At 65.0% G+C, this 15669-nt stretch carries 16 protein-coding genes; 10 read left to right on the top strand and 6 right to left on the bottom strand.

Going from position 1 to position 15669, the window contains the following annotated elements:
• The first annotated feature begins 108 nt into the window (after positions 1-108).
• From HYH08_RS28810 to HYH08_RS28795, 4 genes are all read left to right on the top strand, one after another.
• Positions 109-810, top strand: a complete 702-nt coding sequence (locus HYH08_RS28810; RefSeq protein WP_220013211.1) for an alpha/beta fold hydrolase — start codon at positions 109-111, stop codon at positions 808-810.
• A 60-nt stretch (positions 811-870) separates the two neighbouring features.
• Entirely contained in the window at positions 871-1326 is a 456-nt protein-coding gene (locus tag HYH08_RS28805; RefSeq protein WP_220013210.1) for a GatB/YqeY domain-containing protein, read from the top strand.
• Positions 1327-1457: 131 nt separating this feature from the next.
• Positions 1458-2594, top strand: a complete 1137-nt coding sequence (locus HYH08_RS28800; RefSeq protein ID WP_220013209.1) for an epoxide hydrolase family protein — start codon at positions 1458-1460, stop codon at positions 2592-2594.
• Positions 2595-2604: 10 nt separating this feature from the next.
• Positions 2605-4215: an acyl-CoA synthetase gene (locus HYH08_RS28795; RefSeq protein WP_220013208.1), complete on the top strand. Its 1611-nt coding sequence runs from the start codon at positions 2605-2607 to the stop codon at positions 4213-4215.
• 47 nt (positions 4216-4262) lie between these two features.
• On the opposite strand, the gene HYH08_RS28790 is transcribed toward HYH08_RS28795, so the two are convergent.
• On the bottom strand, positions 4263-6494 hold the full coding sequence (locus tag HYH08_RS28790) for an ATP-binding protein (RefSeq protein ID WP_220013207.1): 2232 nt from the start codon (positions 6492-6494) through the stop codon (positions 4263-4265).
• A 227-nt stretch (positions 6495-6721) separates the two neighbouring features.
• Between HYH08_RS28790 and HYH08_RS28785 the strand changes: the two genes are divergently transcribed.
• Positions 6722-7492, top strand: coding sequence for a DUF2189 domain-containing protein (locus HYH08_RS28785; protein WP_220013206.1), 771 nt, complete (start codon positions 6722-6724; stop codon positions 7490-7492).
• Positions 7493-7629: 137 nt separating this feature from the next.
• Here the strand turns inward: HYH08_RS28785 and HYH08_RS28780 are convergent, their stop codons facing one another.
• From HYH08_RS28780 to HYH08_RS28770, 3 genes are read right to left on the bottom strand one after another with little or no spacing between them, the layout of a single operon-like run.
• Positions 7630-8142: an SRPBCC family protein gene (locus HYH08_RS28780; protein ID WP_220013205.1), complete on the bottom strand. Its 513-nt coding sequence runs from the start codon at positions 8140-8142 to the stop codon at positions 7630-7632.
• Positions 8139-8609, bottom strand: a complete 471-nt coding sequence (locus HYH08_RS28775) for an SRPBCC family protein (protein WP_220013204.1) — start codon at positions 8607-8609, stop codon at positions 8139-8141. Before HYH08_RS28775 ends, HYH08_RS28780 begins: the two co-directional genes overlap by 4 nt.
• The gene (locus HYH08_RS28770) at positions 8602-8916 is read right to left on the bottom strand and encodes an ArsR/SmtB family transcription factor (protein ID WP_220013203.1); all 315 of its coding nucleotides are present in this window, start codon (positions 8914-8916) and stop codon (positions 8602-8604) included. The genes HYH08_RS28775 and HYH08_RS28770 overlap by 8 nt, the downstream gene beginning before the upstream one ends.
• A gap of 114 nt (positions 8917-9030) precedes the next feature.
• Here HYH08_RS28770 and HYH08_RS28765 point away from each other — a divergent pair, with 114 nt between their 5' ends.
• Positions 9031-10476: an LVIVD repeat-containing protein gene (locus HYH08_RS28765; protein ID WP_220013202.1), complete on the top strand. Its 1446-nt coding sequence runs from the start codon at positions 9031-9033 to the stop codon at positions 10474-10476.
• Positions 10477-10606: 130 nt separating this feature from the next.
• Positions 10607-11224 carry a LysE family translocator gene (locus HYH08_RS28760; protein ID WP_220013274.1) on the top strand — a complete coding sequence of 206 codons (618 nt, stop codon included), beginning with the start codon at positions 10607-10609 and terminating at the stop codon, positions 11222-11224.
• Positions 11225-11240: 16 nt separating this feature from the next.
• Here HYH08_RS28760 and HYH08_RS28755 read toward each other — a convergent pair whose 3' ends face one another.
• A complete protein-coding gene (locus HYH08_RS28755; RefSeq protein ID WP_220013201.1) occupies positions 11241-12044 on the bottom strand; it encodes an N-formylglutamate amidohydrolase in 804 nt (267 codons plus the stop codon).
• On the opposite strand from HYH08_RS28755, the gene HYH08_RS28750 reads away from it, so the two are divergent.
• Together HYH08_RS28750 and HYH08_RS28745 are read left to right on the top strand one after the other, a co-directional pair.
• On the top strand, positions 12031-12264 hold the full coding sequence (locus HYH08_RS28750; protein ID WP_220013200.1) for a hypothetical protein: 234 nt from the start codon (positions 12031-12033) through the stop codon (positions 12262-12264). The two genes, HYH08_RS28755 and HYH08_RS28750, sit on opposite strands and share 14 nt — an antisense overlap.
• A gap of 6 nt (positions 12265-12270) precedes the next feature.
• Positions 12271-12669 carry a gamma-glutamylcyclotransferase family protein gene (locus tag HYH08_RS28745; RefSeq protein ID WP_220013199.1) on the top strand — a complete coding sequence of 133 codons (399 nt, stop codon included), beginning with the start codon at positions 12271-12273 and terminating at the stop codon, positions 12667-12669.
• Here the strand turns inward: HYH08_RS28745 and HYH08_RS28740 are convergent.
• A complete protein-coding gene (locus HYH08_RS28740) occupies positions 12666-13229 on the bottom strand; it encodes a chlorite dismutase family protein (protein WP_220013198.1) in 564 nt (187 codons plus the stop codon). The two genes, HYH08_RS28745 and HYH08_RS28740, sit on opposite strands and share 4 nt — an antisense overlap.
• Positions 13230-13559: 330 nt before the next feature.
• Here HYH08_RS28740 and dnaG point away from each other — a divergent pair, with 330 nt between their 5' ends.
• Entirely contained in the window at positions 13560-15572 is a 2013-nt protein-coding gene (dnaG, locus tag HYH08_RS28735; protein WP_220013197.1) for a DNA primase, read from the top strand.
• Positions 15573-15669 lie beyond the last annotated feature (97 nt).

Below are 15669 nucleotides of genomic sequence, written 5' to 3'. Positions count from 1 at the left end.
GCGGGAAGTGGCCGATTCACATGCGTTTTTGCATATTTGACAGCCCGTCTCCAGCACTTAAGCTCGGCCGCACAATTTCCGGCAATTTCCCGGGCTTGCGAGGCAATAATGGACCAGACCACCCCGATTTTGCTGGTTCCGGGGCTGGCGTCCTCGGCCCGGATCTATGCCCCCGTTATCCCGGCGCTGTGGCGGTGCGGTCCGGTGATGGTGGCCAACCATATCCGGGATGACAGCATGGCTGATATCGCTGCCCGCGTGCTGCGCGAGGCGCCGCCGCGGTTCGCGCTCGCCGGCCATTCCATGGGCGGCTACATCGCGCTCGAGATCATGCGCCAAGCGCCCGAGCGGGTGGAGAGGCTCGCGCTGATCAACACCCAGGCCCGGCCCGATACGCCGGAGGCGACCGCGCGCCGCCGCGGATTGATGGAGCGGGCCAGGCGCGGCGAGCTCCGCGCCATCCGTGAAGAGAGTTTTCCGGAACTCGTGCATCCCTCGCGGCGCGGGGATGCCGATATTCTCAAGCTCGTGCATGCGCAGGATGAGGACGTCGGCGTTGAGGGATATCTGCGGCAGCAGGCCGCGATCATCGCGCGGGTGGATTCGCGGCCCACGCTGGCGACGATCAAATGTCCGACGCTGGTGCTAACCGGCGATCAGGACAACACCATTCCGAACGCCTTCTCGAAGGAGATGGCGGAAGGCATTGCCGGCGCGAAGCTGGTGGTCCTCGAGCGCTGCGGACATCTGCCGCAACCGGAACAGCCCGAGGCGACGGCGCGGGCGCTGGTCGAATGGCTCGAGAGCTAGGTTGTGCGGCGGCCGCGAACGGCCTAGATCAGTCAGCGGATATTCCAGGGGATCACGACCATGCTGCGCGACGACATCAACAATGCAGTCAAGGAGGCCATGAAGGCCAAGGACGAGCGCAAGCTGTCCACGCTGCGCATGGTCAACTCGACCATCAAGAACGCCGACATCGACGCGCGCGGGCAGGGCAAGCCGCCGCTGACCGATGCCGACCTGCTCGCCGTGCTGCAGAAGATGATCAAGCAGCGCCAGGAATCGGTCGAGCTCTACGACAAGGGCGGCCGCGCCGAGCTCGCCGCGCAGGAGCGCGAGGAGATCGCGGTCATCTCGGCGTATCTGCCGAAGCAGATGTCCGAGGACGAAGTGAAGAAGGCGATCGCGGATGCGATCGGCGAGACTGGCGCTGCCGGCATGAAGGACATGGGCAAGGTGATCGCCATGCTGCGCGCGAAATACGCCGGCCAGATGGATTTTGGTAAGGCGTCCGGCCTCGTGAAGGCCGCGCTGACGGGCTAGGCCGTCATTCCGGGGCGTGCGGAGCACGAGCCCGGAATCCATCGTGCCTCCGGCTCTATTGTGAAATGGATTCCGGGCTCGCGCCAAGAGGCGCGCCCCGGAATGACAACAAAAAAATGGGGAGGCCGCCAATGAGTCCCATCAAACCGTTTCGCATCGCCATCAGCGACGACATCCTCTCCGACCTGAAGTCTCGCCTCGCTCGCACGCGCTGGCCGGACGCGGAGCTGGTCGACGACTGGAGCCAGGGCGCGCCGCTGAAATGGATTCAGGAGATATGTTCCTACTGGGCGAATGGCTATGACTGGCGTGCCCGTGAAGCCAAGCTCAACCGCTTCGACCAGTTCACCACCGGGATCGACGGGCTCGACATCCACTTCATTCATGCGCGCTCGAAGGAGCCCGACGCACTGCCGCTGATCATCACCCATGGCTGGCCCGGATCGATCGTCGAATTCCAGAAAGTGATCGCGCCGCTGACCGATCCCGCCGCGCATGGCGGCAGTCCCGCCGATGCCTTCCACGTGATCTGTCCCTCGCTGCCGGGCTTTGGTTTCTCGACAAAGCCAGCGACCACCGGATGGGGCGTCGACCGCATCGCTGCGACCTGGGCGAAGCTGATGGACCGGCTGGGTTACACGCGTTACGGCGCGCAAGGCGGCGACTGGGGCTCCGCGGTGACGACCGCGCTCGGCGCACAGGACGCGGAGCATTGCGCCGGCATCCACATCACGCTCGCCTTTAACGCGGCGCCGAAAGTCGAGGGCGAGCCGACGGCGGAGGAGAAGCGCGCGCTCGCCGGCCTGAAGCATTATGTCGATCTCGACTCCGGCTATTCAAAACAGCAATCGACGCGGCCGCAGACGCTCGGCTATGGCCTGACGGATTCGCCGAGCGGGCAGGCGGCCTGGATTCTTGAAAAGTTCTGGGCCTGGACCGATTGCGACGGCCACCCCGAAAACATCTTCAGCAAGGACGAGCTGCTCGACAACGTCATGCTCTATTGGGCGACCGAGACGGCGACCTCGTCGGCGCGGCTCTATTGGGAGAGCTTTGGCAAGCGCCGGACGACGCCGAAGGTGACGGTGCCGACCGGCGTCGCCGTGTTTCCCAAGGAGATCATCACGCCGGTCCGGCGCTGGATGGAGCCGAACTTCTCTGACATCACCCACTGGAGCGAGATGGAGAAGGGCGGGCACTTTGCCGCCTTCGAGCAGCCGGAGCTGTTCGTGCGCGATGTCAGGAAATTTTTCGCGACGGTGCGGTAGGATCAAGCCCATGCTGACCGAAGCCGCAACCTACGACGAGCTCTATCGCAATTTCCGCTGGGACGTCCCTGATCGTTTCAACATCGCGGAGGCATGTTGCGACCGCCATGCCGACGGCACCGGCCGTCTCGCGCTGGTCTATGTCGACGAGAACGGCGCCACCACGCGCAGCTCTTTCGATGAGGTCGCGGAGGCCTCGCGTCGCTTTGCCAATGTGCTGAAGGCTGACGGTCTTGCACGCGGCGACCGCGTCGCGGTGTTTTTGTCGCAGTCACTGGAATTGCCAGTCGCGCATATGGCCGCCTTCAGGTCGGGGATGATCTCGATCCCGCTGTTCGCGCTGTTCGGTGAGGACGCGCTGGAATTCCGCCTGTCGAACTCCGAGGCCAAGGCTGTTGTCACCGACGAGGGCGGCTGGGAGAAGCTCGCAAAGATCCGCGACCGCCTGCCGGATCTGAAGACGATCTACATCGTCGGCGAGCGCACGCCCGCGGGCACCAGATCGTTCTGGGACGCGGTGAAGGCCGCATCGCCCGATTTCGACCGCGTCGACACGTCCTGCGATGATCCCGCGCTGATCATCTACACCTCGGGCACCACGGGCAATCCAAAGGGCGCGTTGCATGCGCACCGCGTCGTGCTCGGTCATCTGCCCAATGTCGAGATGTGCCACAACTTCCTGCCCAGGCCCGGCGATCTCATGTGGACACCGGCGGACTGGGCCTGGATCGGCGGTCTCATCAATGGCCTGCTCGCATTCTGGTATCACGGCATTCCGCTGGTCGGGCACCGCGCGCGAAAATTCGAGCCACAGGCGGCGATGCAGATGATGGCCGATCTCGGCGTCCGCAACGTCTTCCTGCCGCCGACTGCGCTCAAACTGATGCGGCAGGCCGGCGTGAAACATGCGGGTGTCAAGCTGCGCAGCATTTTCACCGGCGGCGAGTCCCTTGGCGGCGAACTCTTGGGCTGGGTGCGAGAGACGTTCGGCGTAGACGCGCACGAAGTGTTCGGCCAGACCGAGTGCAATCTCGTGATCGGCAGCAATTCAAACCTGTTTCCAATCCGCCCGGGCGCGATGGGCAAGGCGACGCCGGGCTTTGATGTCCGCATCGTCAACGACAAGGGCGAAGAGCAGCCACGTGGCCAGCGCGGCATCATCGGCGTCCGTCAGCCATGCCCCGTCACCATGCTCGAATACTGGCGCAATCCGGAGGCGACGGCGAAGAAACATGCCGGTGAATTCCTGCTCACCGGCGATCTCGGCGTGCAGGATGAGGATGGCTATTTCTGGTATGTCAGCCGCGAGGACGACGTCATCACCACCGCCGGCTATCGCGTCGGCCCCTCCGAGATCGAGCATACGCTGATGAAGCATCCGTCGGTGGCGATGGCGGCCGTGGTGGGCATCCCCGATCCGATCCGCACGGAATCGATCAAGGCGTGGATCGTGCTGCGTCCCGGCTTTGCGCCGGACAACAAGCTCGCGCGCGAGATCCAGGAGTTCGTCAAGGTGCAGCTCGCCGCGCACGAATATCCGCGCTTCGTGGAGTTCGCCGAGACACTGCCGATGACGGCGACCGGCAAGGTGCTGCGACGCGAGCTGCGGGCGAAGGGTTAGCTTCCTACAATGCCAAAGGCGCTCCGGCTCACGTTCGGCTCGTGAGCTCAACGCTCCGGCGTCGACAGCGCGGACCGCAGCATCGCGGCAAGGTCCTTCCGCCGGAACGGCTTGGTCAGGATGCGGGCATCGCCGACGCCGTCGGGCATCTTGACGGGATTTTGGGTGTAGCCGGAGGTGAACAGCACTTTCAGCCCTGGCCGCAGCTCGACGGCTTGCCGCGCAAGCTCCGGCCCGAACATGCCGCCGGGCATCACCACGTCGGTCAACAGCAGGTCGACGGGCCCGCTCTGGCGCAGCAATTCCAGGGCCGCAGGGCCGTTCGACCGCGCGATGACGTTGTAGCCGAGCGCCTTCAGCTCGTTCTCGACATAGGTGCGCACCATGTCGTCGTCTTCGACGACGAGAATGGTCTCGCTGCCATCAGGCGTCGTGGTCCGCTCCGCCGGTAACGGACCGGCGGTCGGCTGCGTGGCAAGGCGGGGAAAGAACAGTTTGACGACGCTGCCGCGGCCGGGCGCAGACTGCATCTGCACCAGCCCGCCGGACTGCCGCACGAAGCCGTAGACCATGCTCAGCCCCAGCCCCGTCCCCTTGCCGACCTCCTTGGTGGTGAAGAACGGCTCGAAGGCGCGGCTCGCCACCTCGGCCGTCATGCCGCAGCCGGTGTCGGTCACGGCGACCATGACGTAATCACCGGGCCGCGGTTCGCCGTTGACGTCGAGGTCGGATTCGCCGAGCGACATGTTGCGCGCTTCAACCGTCAGTTGGCCGCCGTCCGGCATCGCGTCGCGCGCGTTGAGCGCGAGGTTGAGCAGTGCCGTCGCCAGCTGGCCGGGATCGACGCTGGTCATCCACAGATCCGGCTCGAGCGCGAAGCTGCATTCGATGTGCCCGCCCACAGATCGGCGCAGCAGTGGCTCCATCTCGAGCAGCTTGCCGGCGATGTCGATCTCGCGTGGCCTCAGGGGCTGCTTGCGCGCGAAGGCAAGCAGGCTGCGCGTCAGGTCGGAGCCGCGCTCGGCGGCGGTGGCGATGTCGCCGGCGATCCGGTGCAGTTCCTTGTTGCCTGCGAGGCTGTCGGCCAGATGCTCCGCATTGCCGAGAATGACGGTGAGCAAATTGTTGAAATCGTGCGCCACGCCGCCGGTGAGCTGGCCCATCGCCTCCATCTTCTGGGACTGGCTGAGCTTCTGGCTGAGCTCTGCAATCGCAGCGCGCTGCTGCTGGAGGGACTCCGCAGTGTCGTTGAGCAGCGTCATCAACCCGCCGAGTTCGCCACGCGGATGGGGCGGTGGAATGCGCGCGCTGAGATCGCCGAGCCCGAGCCGCTTCGCCATCGCGGCGAGCCGGCCGACCTGGCGCCCGACGCTCACGGTCGCAAGGATCCAGACGCCGGCGAGCAGCAGCAGCGACGCCACTGCGAGGATTGCCATGTCCTCGTAAAGCCGGCGGTTCGCCGCTGCGACGAGGCCATCCTTGGACCGTCCGACCAGGATGTAGAGCCCCGCCTTGCGGATCGAGGGCGAGCGGGCGACGGCCCAGACCTGCGTGCGGCCCTCGCGGTCGGTCACCTCCCGAAACGGCTCGCCATCGGGGCTCGCGGCGAAGCGGAGCAGATCGGAGCCCGCGATCGACGTGCCGACAGGCTCGCTCCAGGTACCGCTCTTGGGTGCGACCAGCACCGTACCCTTGCTGTCGACAAGCAGGATGTCCTTCTCCGCGAGCAGCCGCTTGTCGTGAAATTCCGCAAACTTGTTCAGGTTGAACGAGGCGAGCAGCACGAATTTCAGCTCGCCAGCCTCCGATCGCACGGGATAGGCGATCTGGAGCACTGACAGGCCCGTCAGGCGGCCGAACACCGGCTCCACCGCGACGACGCCTTGCAGTCCCTTGACCTGCTTGAAATAGCCGCGATCGTTCAGATCGAGTGTGCGGTTGGTCCGTAGCGAATCGCAAAACAGCATCCCGTCGGGGTCGATAGTCAGGATGCCCGTGAACTGCGGGTATTCCTCGCGGACGTCCGACAGGAACGCCGAGCATGCCGCCTTGTCGCGCGTGTCGAGGTCGCGGGCGCGCGCGAGGCCATAGTGGAGCTGGGCCGTGCCCTGGATCTTCTCGTCCAGATCGCTCGCGATGTCGTCGGCGGATGCCGCCAGATTGGCACGCGCCGCGTCGATCTCGCTGGCGCGGTTCTGCACGAAGCGCAGGCCGACGAGGCACGCCGGCACCAGCATGGCCGCGACGACGAGGATCAGTAGCCGGGTACGCAAGCTCATGTGTCGGGTGGGTCCGCTCTTCGCGCGTGTTTGTTCGGAGGTACAATTTGCGGCACGATCGTCTGCGCAGTCCATAGGCATCGGCTGGAAAATCGTACCGATGGCTAAGATTTCGCGACGTGTGCATTGCGATGTCGCCACAACCACTAAGTTGCGCGTGCACGCGGCGGCGCTAATATCATGCTCTGAGCGCGACGAGAGATCGCGCCGATGTGCGGAGGAAGCTGATGTCCATCTCGGGCAAGGTCGATCCGGTGGTGCGGCCCGTGGCGGCGACCGACATCGCCGAGGCGATGGTCGAGGGTCTGCGCGATTTCCAGGCGCTGCCGCTGTATGGGCTTTGCTTCGGCGGACTCTACGCCGCCGGCGGCATCGCCATCATGCTGTGCTTCACCGCGTTCGGGATGGTTTACCTCGTCTATCCGCTGGCCGCGGGCTTCGCGCTGATCGGCCCGTTCGTGGCAATCGGTCTCTACGAGGTCAGCCGCCGCCGCGAGCGTGGCGAGCCGGTCTCGTTCGGCGCGATCTGGTCGGCGATCCGCTCGCGCAGCGAGATCGGCTGGATGGCGTTCGTCACGTTGTTCGTGTTCGTGGTCTGGATGTACCAGGTGCGGCTGCTGATCGCGCTGCTGCTCGGCCTGCACGCATCGTTTTCGAGCTTGCAGGAATTCATCATGGTGGTGCTGACGACCAATGAGGGCCTGCTGTTCCTCGCCATCGGCAACGCGGTCGGAGCAGTGCTGTCGCTGATCCTGTTCTCGCTGACCGTGGTGTCGTTTCCGCTGCTGCTCGACCGCGAGGTCGATTTCGTCACCGCGATGGTGACGAGCGTGCGCGCGGTGGTGACGAGCCCGCTGCCCATGATCTCGTGGGCCGCGGTGATCGTGATGCTGCTGATCGTCTCGGCCCTGCCGTATTTTCTCGGGCTGGTGGTGACCCTGCCCGTGCTCGGGCATGCGACCTGGCATCTGTACCGGCGGCTGGTGACGCCGGTGTGAAGTCGACGCCTTCACGTAGGGAGTGCCGCAGGGTGGGCAAAGCGTCGCGTGCCCACGCGCCCGTTGCTGTGTTGGCCAAGTCGTGGGCACGGCGCAAACGCGCCTTTGCCCACCCTACGATACCGAGTTTGTAGCACCTACGGCGTCTTGATCCCCATCGCCTTCAGCGCCGCCAGCATCTGCGCCGGTGGCGCCATCTTGATCTGCGGCGCCTTGCCCGTCTCCAGCAGGCTCTTCAGTCCCGACAGGATCGCGGGCCAACCCTGCCGTCCGCCGGCAAGAATGTCGTCGCTGAGCGGCCGGTCATGGCCTTCGCTCATGGTGAGGCGAGCCGCATCGCCGACCGCTTCGATCTCGTAGGTCACGAGCGTCGGGCCGAGCTTTTCGATCAGCTCTGGCCAGTTCACGTTGAACGTGACGGAGAGTTTTCGCGGCGGATCGTAGGCGAGAACCTCGCCGCTGATGTGCAACGCGCCATCGGGCGTACGGACGATGAAAGCACCGCCAACACGCGGCTCGACCTCCACGGCATTGCCGAAGAAATAATGCTTGCTGAACTCGGCCGAGGTCAGCGCCTCCCACACCTGCTCCGGCGTCGCCGCGATGTAGATGGTGTAGACCGTGAGCGGCTTGAATTGTTCGAGGTTCATTTTGCATCGAATCCTTTGTTGAGGGCTGCGCGCGGAATGCCGAGCAGCTTCCCGGTCTCGAGCAGGCTCTTGAGCTGGGACAGGATCGCCGGCCAGCCATTGGAGACGGCGCCGAGGTATTTTCCGCCCTCGATGAAGCCATCGTGCAGAACGGTCAAACGCACGAGTGTGCCAAAGGGTTCGAGAGTAAAGACCACGCGCGAGATCGGTTCACCGCGCAGCTCCTCGTATTTGTGGTGCTTGAAGCTGTAGGACAGGCGCCGCGGCGGATCGGCCTCCAGGATTTCGCCGGAATCGGTGACCTCGCCGTCCAGCGTCAGCGCGAAGGGCGAACCGATCTTCCAGTCCGATTTGACCTCGGCCCCGAACCAGTATTGCCGGGTGAAGTCGCTCGACGTCAGCGCCTCCCACAGCTTTTCCGGCGTGGTCTCGATATAAGTCACGTAGACGAACTCTGGCTTACTCATCGCGCTTCTCCAACTGACGTTTCAACTCGCTGAGCGCGACGAGCTTGTCGCGCTCGAATTTCCTGATCCAGCGTTCGCCGATCTGATGGATCGGCACCGGATTGAGGTAATGCAGCTTCTCGCGGCCGTGCCTGATCGTCGTGACCAGATTGGCCGCTTCGAGAATGACAAGGTGCTTGGTGACGGCCTGGCGCGTCATCGCGAGGCCCTCGCAGAGTTCGTTCAGCGTCTGGCCGTTGTTGGCGTGAAGCCTGTCGAGCAGCGAGCGTCGCGATGCATCGGCGAGCGCTTTGAAGACTTCATCCATGGCAGCGATAATAGGCAACCAAATGGTTGCATGTCAAGATGGTGTCTTCAGGGCGCCCAGATCGCCGTGCTAGCGTTGCAGCAGCCAACGCAGATTGGTTCCGGGAGGACATAGATGTTCCGTTGTGTCTCACTTGCCGCCGGCCTCGTCCTTTTTGCCGGCAGCACCTTTGCCCAGACTCCGAAGCAGACGATCGGCGCGCCGCCCGAAGCGTCCAACATGAAGCTGGTCGGCAGCAACGATCTTCAGGCGCGCAGCGCCTATCAGCCGACCATCCATCATCAGGGCGACCGCTGGATCGCCTATATCGGCCATCATGGTGGCACCGACGATGTGCCGAACCCCCTCAATCCGATGACGGGACAGGCCGAGCCGAACGGAACCTCGATCGTCGACGTCACCGATCCCGCGCATCCCAAGTATCTGCGGCATCTGCCGGGGCAGGAGGGCAAGTATGAAGGCGGCGGCGCGCAGATGGTGCGGGTCTGCGACGGCAAGTCCCTGCCGAAAGGCGATCCCAATGCGGTCTACATGCTGCGCACCTTCGGCAGCGAGGCGCATGAGATATGGAACGTCGCCGATCCCGCCAATCCCGTGCTCGTCACGCGCATTGGCGGCCTGAAGGACACCCACAAGAACTGGTGGGAATGCGACACCGGCATCGCCTTTCTCGTCTCGGGGGCGCCGGACTGGCGGACGCGGCGGATGACGCAAATCTACGATCTCTCTGATCCCGCACATCCGCAAAAGATCCGCGACTTCGGCCTGCCCGGCCAGGAGCCCGGTTCGACTGGCCCGGTGCCGACCGAGCTGCACGGACCGATCTCGACCGGGCCCGCGGGCAACCGCGTCTATTTCGGCTACGGCACCAACAAGGGCGGCATCCTGCAGATCGTCGATCGCGAGAAGCTTTTGACCGGGCCGAAGGAGTCGACGCCGGACAATCTGCGCTTTCCCGAGATTGCGCGGCTGCCGATGTCCGCCTTCAACGGCGCGCACACGACGTTTCCGATGCTCGACATGCCCGTCGCGGAGTTTGCCGAGGACAAGGACGGCAAGCTGCGGGACATCGTCATGATCGTCGACGAGGCGATCCTCAACGAATGCGGCGAGGCGCGGCAGATGGTGTGGTTCGCCGACGTCACCACCGAAACGCGGCCGATGATGATCTCGAGCTACACCGTGCCGGAGGCGAGCGGGCAGTTCTGCCGGCGCGGCGGCCGGTTCGGCTCGCATTCCTCGAACGAGAGCATGGCGCCGGTCTACTACAAGAAGATGGCCTTCATCGCCTTCTTCAATGCCGGCGTGCGCGCGCTCGACATCCGTGATCCCTATCATCCGAAGGAAGTCGGCTATTTCATCCCGGCGATCACGCAGGCAACCGACAAGCGCTGCATTCCGGTCGAGGGCGGCGAGCGCTGCAAGGTCGCGATCCAGACCAACAATGTCGAGACCGACGACCGCGGCTACATCTACATCGTCGACCGCGCCAACACCGGCTTGCAGATCCTCGAACTGACCGGGCCCGCGCGCGCCGTGGCCGGCCTGCCGAGGAATTGACGGTACGGCGCGCGATGGCTGGCCCGTCGGACGCGTTCCGCTGCGTAGGCGGGGGTCACAGCGGCGCTGGACGGGACGTAAGTGCCATGCATTAATACCCGCAAAGACGCTCAGCCGAGTCCCTCCCATGATGTCCATGCAAGCCTATCTCGCCTTCGTCGCCGCCTGCATTGCGCTCGCGCTGCTGCCGGGACCGATCGTGACCCTCGTCATCGCCAACGGCCTGCGTCACGGCACGCGTGCGGCGCTGACCAACATTCTCGGCGTGCAGGTGGGGCTGCTGATCGTGATCGGTATCCTTGCGGTCGGCCTCACCACGCTGATGGCGACGATGGGCTATTGGTTCAACTGGGTGCGCTTTGCGGGCGCGGCCTATCTGGTCTGGCTCGGCATCAAGCTGATCCGGTCTCCGGTCGAGGGCGTCAACGCCGATGCGCCGCCGCCTCCGCCGCGGGGCGGCTTTCTCCTGCAGGGCTTCGTCGTGGCGTTGTCGAACCCGAAGCTGCTGGTGTTCTTCGGCGCGTTCATTCCGCAGTTCATGGACATGAGCAAGGACCACCTGTCGCAGGTCCTGGTGCTCGGCGTGACCTTCATGGTGCTTGCCGGCTTGACCGACGGAATCTACGCGCTGCTGGCCGGTCAGATCCGCGGCATTTTCTCGGCGCGCCGCACCCGCCTGGTGTCGCGCGTCTCCGGCGGCTTCATGATCGGCGGCGGCATCTGGCTGGCGCTGATCCGGGCCAAATGAGCGGGCGCGGCGCGCCTCACGCCAACAGCTCGGCCCGCAGCTCTATCTCGATCTCCGCGAAGATCCTCGCCAGCCGCTCGGCCCATTGCTGCTGGCCGGACTGGTCCGCGATGAGGTCCTGGCGGATCTCGATGCCGGTGTTGACGAGGCCGCGCGCTTCGCCATGCACCGGGATGGTGTAGTCGCTGAGGTCGCTCACCGCATAGGGCTCGTTGTCGCCGACGACGAGATCGCCCTGGCTGCGCAAATGCTTGAGCAGCAACTGCGGCAGCACCGTATCGCGATTGTAGAGCGCGCCGATGTGCCATGGCCGCGCGACGCCGGAATAGACCGGCGTAAAACTGTGCAGCGAGACCAGCACCGTCGGCCGCTTGTCGTGCAGGCGGCGGTCGATCGCCGCATTGATGCGATCATGATAAGGCTCGAAGATCTCGCGCCGCCGGGCGGCGCGCTCGCTCTCGGAGATGACCTCGTTGCGCGGGATCGCGGTGGCCTCGGAGATCACGGGGATCGAGCTTGCAACGCCCGGCGACCGGTTGCAGTCGATCACGAGCCGCGAATAGCGCTGTGCGATCAGATGCGCGCCCAGCATGTTCGCGAGCCGCTCGGCGACGCCGGCGATGCCGATGTCCCAGCCGATGTGCCTGACAAGCTCGCTCTCGGGCAGGCTGAGATCGCCGAGTGCGCGCGGCAGCAGCCGGCCATAGTGATCCGCGGTGAGCAGGAAGGGCGATGTCCCTCCTGCATTGACCTCATGCACTGGTGGAATATCGCCCTCGCCGAGCAGTTGATCCGTCGCCTCGGCCGTGTTGAAAGCCATCCTGATTGCCTATGGAAAAAGCAGTCGCCTCGAAAAATCGGGCAGGCAATCATTGAACAACAGCCCGCGCGACATGATTGTCGCGTCCCACGATGCCGAAGCGAACGATTTCTCACAAGAGCGAATCTCGCTCGAACTGGCGTCGCAACCGCCGCAGGACTCGATGACGGCTTTGCCCGTCGCAAGCGCTCCTCGCAATGACGGCGCGGAGAGTTTATAGAGCCCCATGACCTCCGATCGCCTCTTCGTCTACGGCACCCTGATGCGCGGCTTCGACCATCCGATGGCCAGGCTGCTGTCGCAGCACGCCGATTTCATCGGTGACGCCACCTGCCGTGGGCAACTGTTTCTCATCAGGCACTATCCGGGATTGCTGCTGTCGGATGCGGCCTCCGACCTCGTGCATGGCGAGCTGTTTCACCTGCGCGTGCCCGACGAGCTGTTGCGCGAGCTGGACATGTATGAAGCCTGTGGCGAAGGCTTTCCCGAGCCGACCGAATATCTGCGCCGGTTGATCGAGGTGACGCTGCCTGACGGCACCGCGAGCAAAGCCTGGACCTACGTCTACAACTGGCCCGTCACCGATCTGCCCCGCATCGAGTCCGGCCGCTTCCTGGAGCACTAGGCCGACAACACTTCTTTCACCACCCGCACGTCCACCTCGCGCTCGACATAGGTCCATTCCTCGGTCCGCCGCAGCATCGCCACCAGCTCCTCGAACAGCGAGGCGTGCGCGGGCGCGTATTCGAACCAGGTCAGGAAATCGAAGGGACCGCCGAGGTCGCGGCAGTGATAGAGCTGCCGCGCGATCGCGGGCAAAAAGCGCAGGCTGCTGGCGATGTGGTGCGACCTGTCCTCGAAAATCTTGCGGCGCTCTTCCTGCGTCAGGTCCCACCAGGCCTGCGACTTGCGGATCGGGATCAGCGCCGCGCTCGTCGCTTCCACCCGGCCGAGCCCGGCCTGCACGGCAACGAGCTGCTCCTTCTCGGGCCGCTCGGTGTAGCGCAGGCTGCTGGCGACGCCCGTTAGCCGCCAGGCATTGCGCGAGGGCACCTGCGGCAACGAGATCGCCTCGCTGTCGGTGACCGACAGCGCCGGCATGAAGGGCAGGGGCTCGCCCGTCACGGGCGATATCGAGGTGACACGCCAGCCCCCGCTCTGGCCGCCCCGAAAGGTCCTGAACATGGGCGTATGGAAGCGTGGAACCGGGCGGGGGGCAAGCTTTTCCCATCATTCCGGGCCGCCAGCCCCGTCATCCTGAGGCGCTCACACCGCAAGGCGGTGTGAGCCTCGAAGGATGAATCGGCCAAGATGCAGCCGGGCCGTCACCCTTCGAGGGCCGCTGAAGAAGCGGCCACCTCAGGATGACGGTGAAAGGGCGTCTCGAAACGACAGTGAGGGCCCTGTGCATAGGTCGAATAGTCAGGATAACCCGCCCAAACCTGACTTCTGGCCACCCCGCACCTATATCCCTGATCCTTCGCCCGACTCACCCGGTTCGCGCTACACACACCCATGGTCCGCTTCACGCCCCAATTCCTCGACGAGCTGCGTGCCCGGCTTTCGGTCTCCGAGGTCGTGGGCAAGCGCGTCAAGCTGAAGAAGGCGGGGCGGGAGTGGAAGGGGCTGTCGCCGTTTCAGCAGGAGAAGACGCCGTCCTTCTACGTCAACGACCAGAAGGGTTTTTACCACGACTTCTCCTCCGGCAAGCACGGCGACATCATCAATTTCGTGATGGAGACCGACGGCCTGCCGTTCGCCGAAGCCGTCGAGCGGCTCGCGAACATGGCCGGCCTGCCGCTGCCGGCGGTGACGCCCCATGCGGCGCGCGAGGAGCAGCGGCGGCGCTCGCTGCATGACGTGATGGATCTCGCCGCGAAGTATTTTGCGGAGACGCTGGCCTCGCGCTTGGGAGCCAAGGCGCGCGGCTATCTCGCCGACCGCGCCATCTCGCCGGCGACGCAATTGCAGTTCCGCCTCGGCTATGCCTCGCCGGAGCGCTTCGCTCTGAAGGAGCATCTCGGCAAGCTTGGCGTCTCCGTCGAGGACATGGTCGAAACCGGCCTCTTGATTGGCGGCGACGACATTCCCGTGCCGTACGACCGCTTCCGCGATCGCGTGATGTTTCCGATCACGGACATCCGCGGCCGCGTCATCGCCTTCGGCGGACGCGCGCTGGAGAAGGACGTTCCGGCAAAATACCTGAACTCGCCGGAGACGCCCCTCTTCCACAAGGGCGACAATCTCTACAATCACCAGACGGCGCGGAAAGCCACCTATGACGGCGCGCCGCTGATCGTGGTCGAAGGCTATGTCGACGTCATCGCCATGGTTACCGCGGGTTTTGCCGGCAGCGTCGCGCCGCTCGGCACCGCCTTGACCGAGAGCCAGCTCGCGCTGCTCTGGAGGATGGCGGACGAGCCGATCCTCTGCTTCGACGGCGACCGCGCCGGACAGAAGGCGGCCTATCGCGCCGCCGATCTCGCGCTGCCGTTCCTCGCGCCAGGCAAGAGCCTGCGCATCGCGCTGCTCCCGGAGGGACAGGACCCCGACGATCTCGTGCGCTCCGGTGGGCGCGGCGCGATCGAGGACGTGCTTGCGGCAGCAAAGCCCCTTGCCGAGATGATCTGGTCGCGCGAGCTCGAGGGCGGCAATTTCGCCACGCCCGAGCGCCGGGCCGCGCTGGAGGCCCGCATCAAGGAGCTCTGCAACGGCATCCGCGACGAGGTGGTGCGGCGCTATTATCGCGACGACTTTGCCGACCGGCTGCAGCGCACCTTTGCCCCCGAAGGCGGCCGCGGCTTTGGCGGCCGCGGCAATTTCCGCCAGGGCGGCGGCCGGCCGTTCCCGCCCCGCGGCGGGGGGCAGCCGAATCGATTCGGCGGCCAGGCGTTCGGTGGACAAGGCCGCCGTGGCCCGCCCGGTCCGATCCCTTTGGCCGCCGGCCCCTACCAGGCGGCGAGCCCCCAGCTCGCGAACAGCCCGATCATGCGCGGCCAGCGCAGCGCGATGTCCCGCCGCGAAGCCCTGATCCTGCAATGCCTGATCAACCACCCTTGGCTGCTCCATGAGCATCTGGAGGAGGTGGCCGCCCTGGAGCTGGCCCATCCCGAGGCCCATAAGCTGCGGGCCGGCATCATCGCCGCCTTCGCCCACGACCATCACCACTCGCCCGACCCCGGCGAGCTCGCCGAAAAGATGCGCGCCGACCTTGAGAAGGGTGGTTTTTCACAATCCCTTCAACGGGTTGAGGCTGCCATCACCACCGCGGCGGTGTGGGGGGCCCGCGAGGGCGCGGCGAAGGACGACGTTCTCGCCACCTGGCACCAGCTCGTCGCCTTGCATCGGCAATACCATTCACTACTTAGGGAGTTGAAGGACGCCGAGCTGGCCTTGGGGGAGGACCCCAGCGAGGCCAATTTGGCATGGCTGCGTGACGTCAAGGCCCGGCTGGCCGAAGTCGATGGTACCGAGGCCCTGATCGAGGGTTTTGGCGAACTATCGGGCCGGTTCCAGAAGAGCGTGTGATGAAAGAATCATGCGGACGGCCGCGCCAGGTACCGCTAAAAGACTCGCCAAATCCATGATTTGGCGGCAAAAACAGGGTTAATCGAGGCTTAACGGT

It is taken from the genome of Bradyrhizobium sp. BR 10289, assembly GCF_019455385.1.
Taxonomy (GTDB): Bacteria; Pseudomonadota; Alphaproteobacteria; order Rhizobiales; family Xanthobacteraceae; genus Bradyrhizobium.
This window is presented reverse-complemented; position numbering and strand designations above follow the sequence as displayed.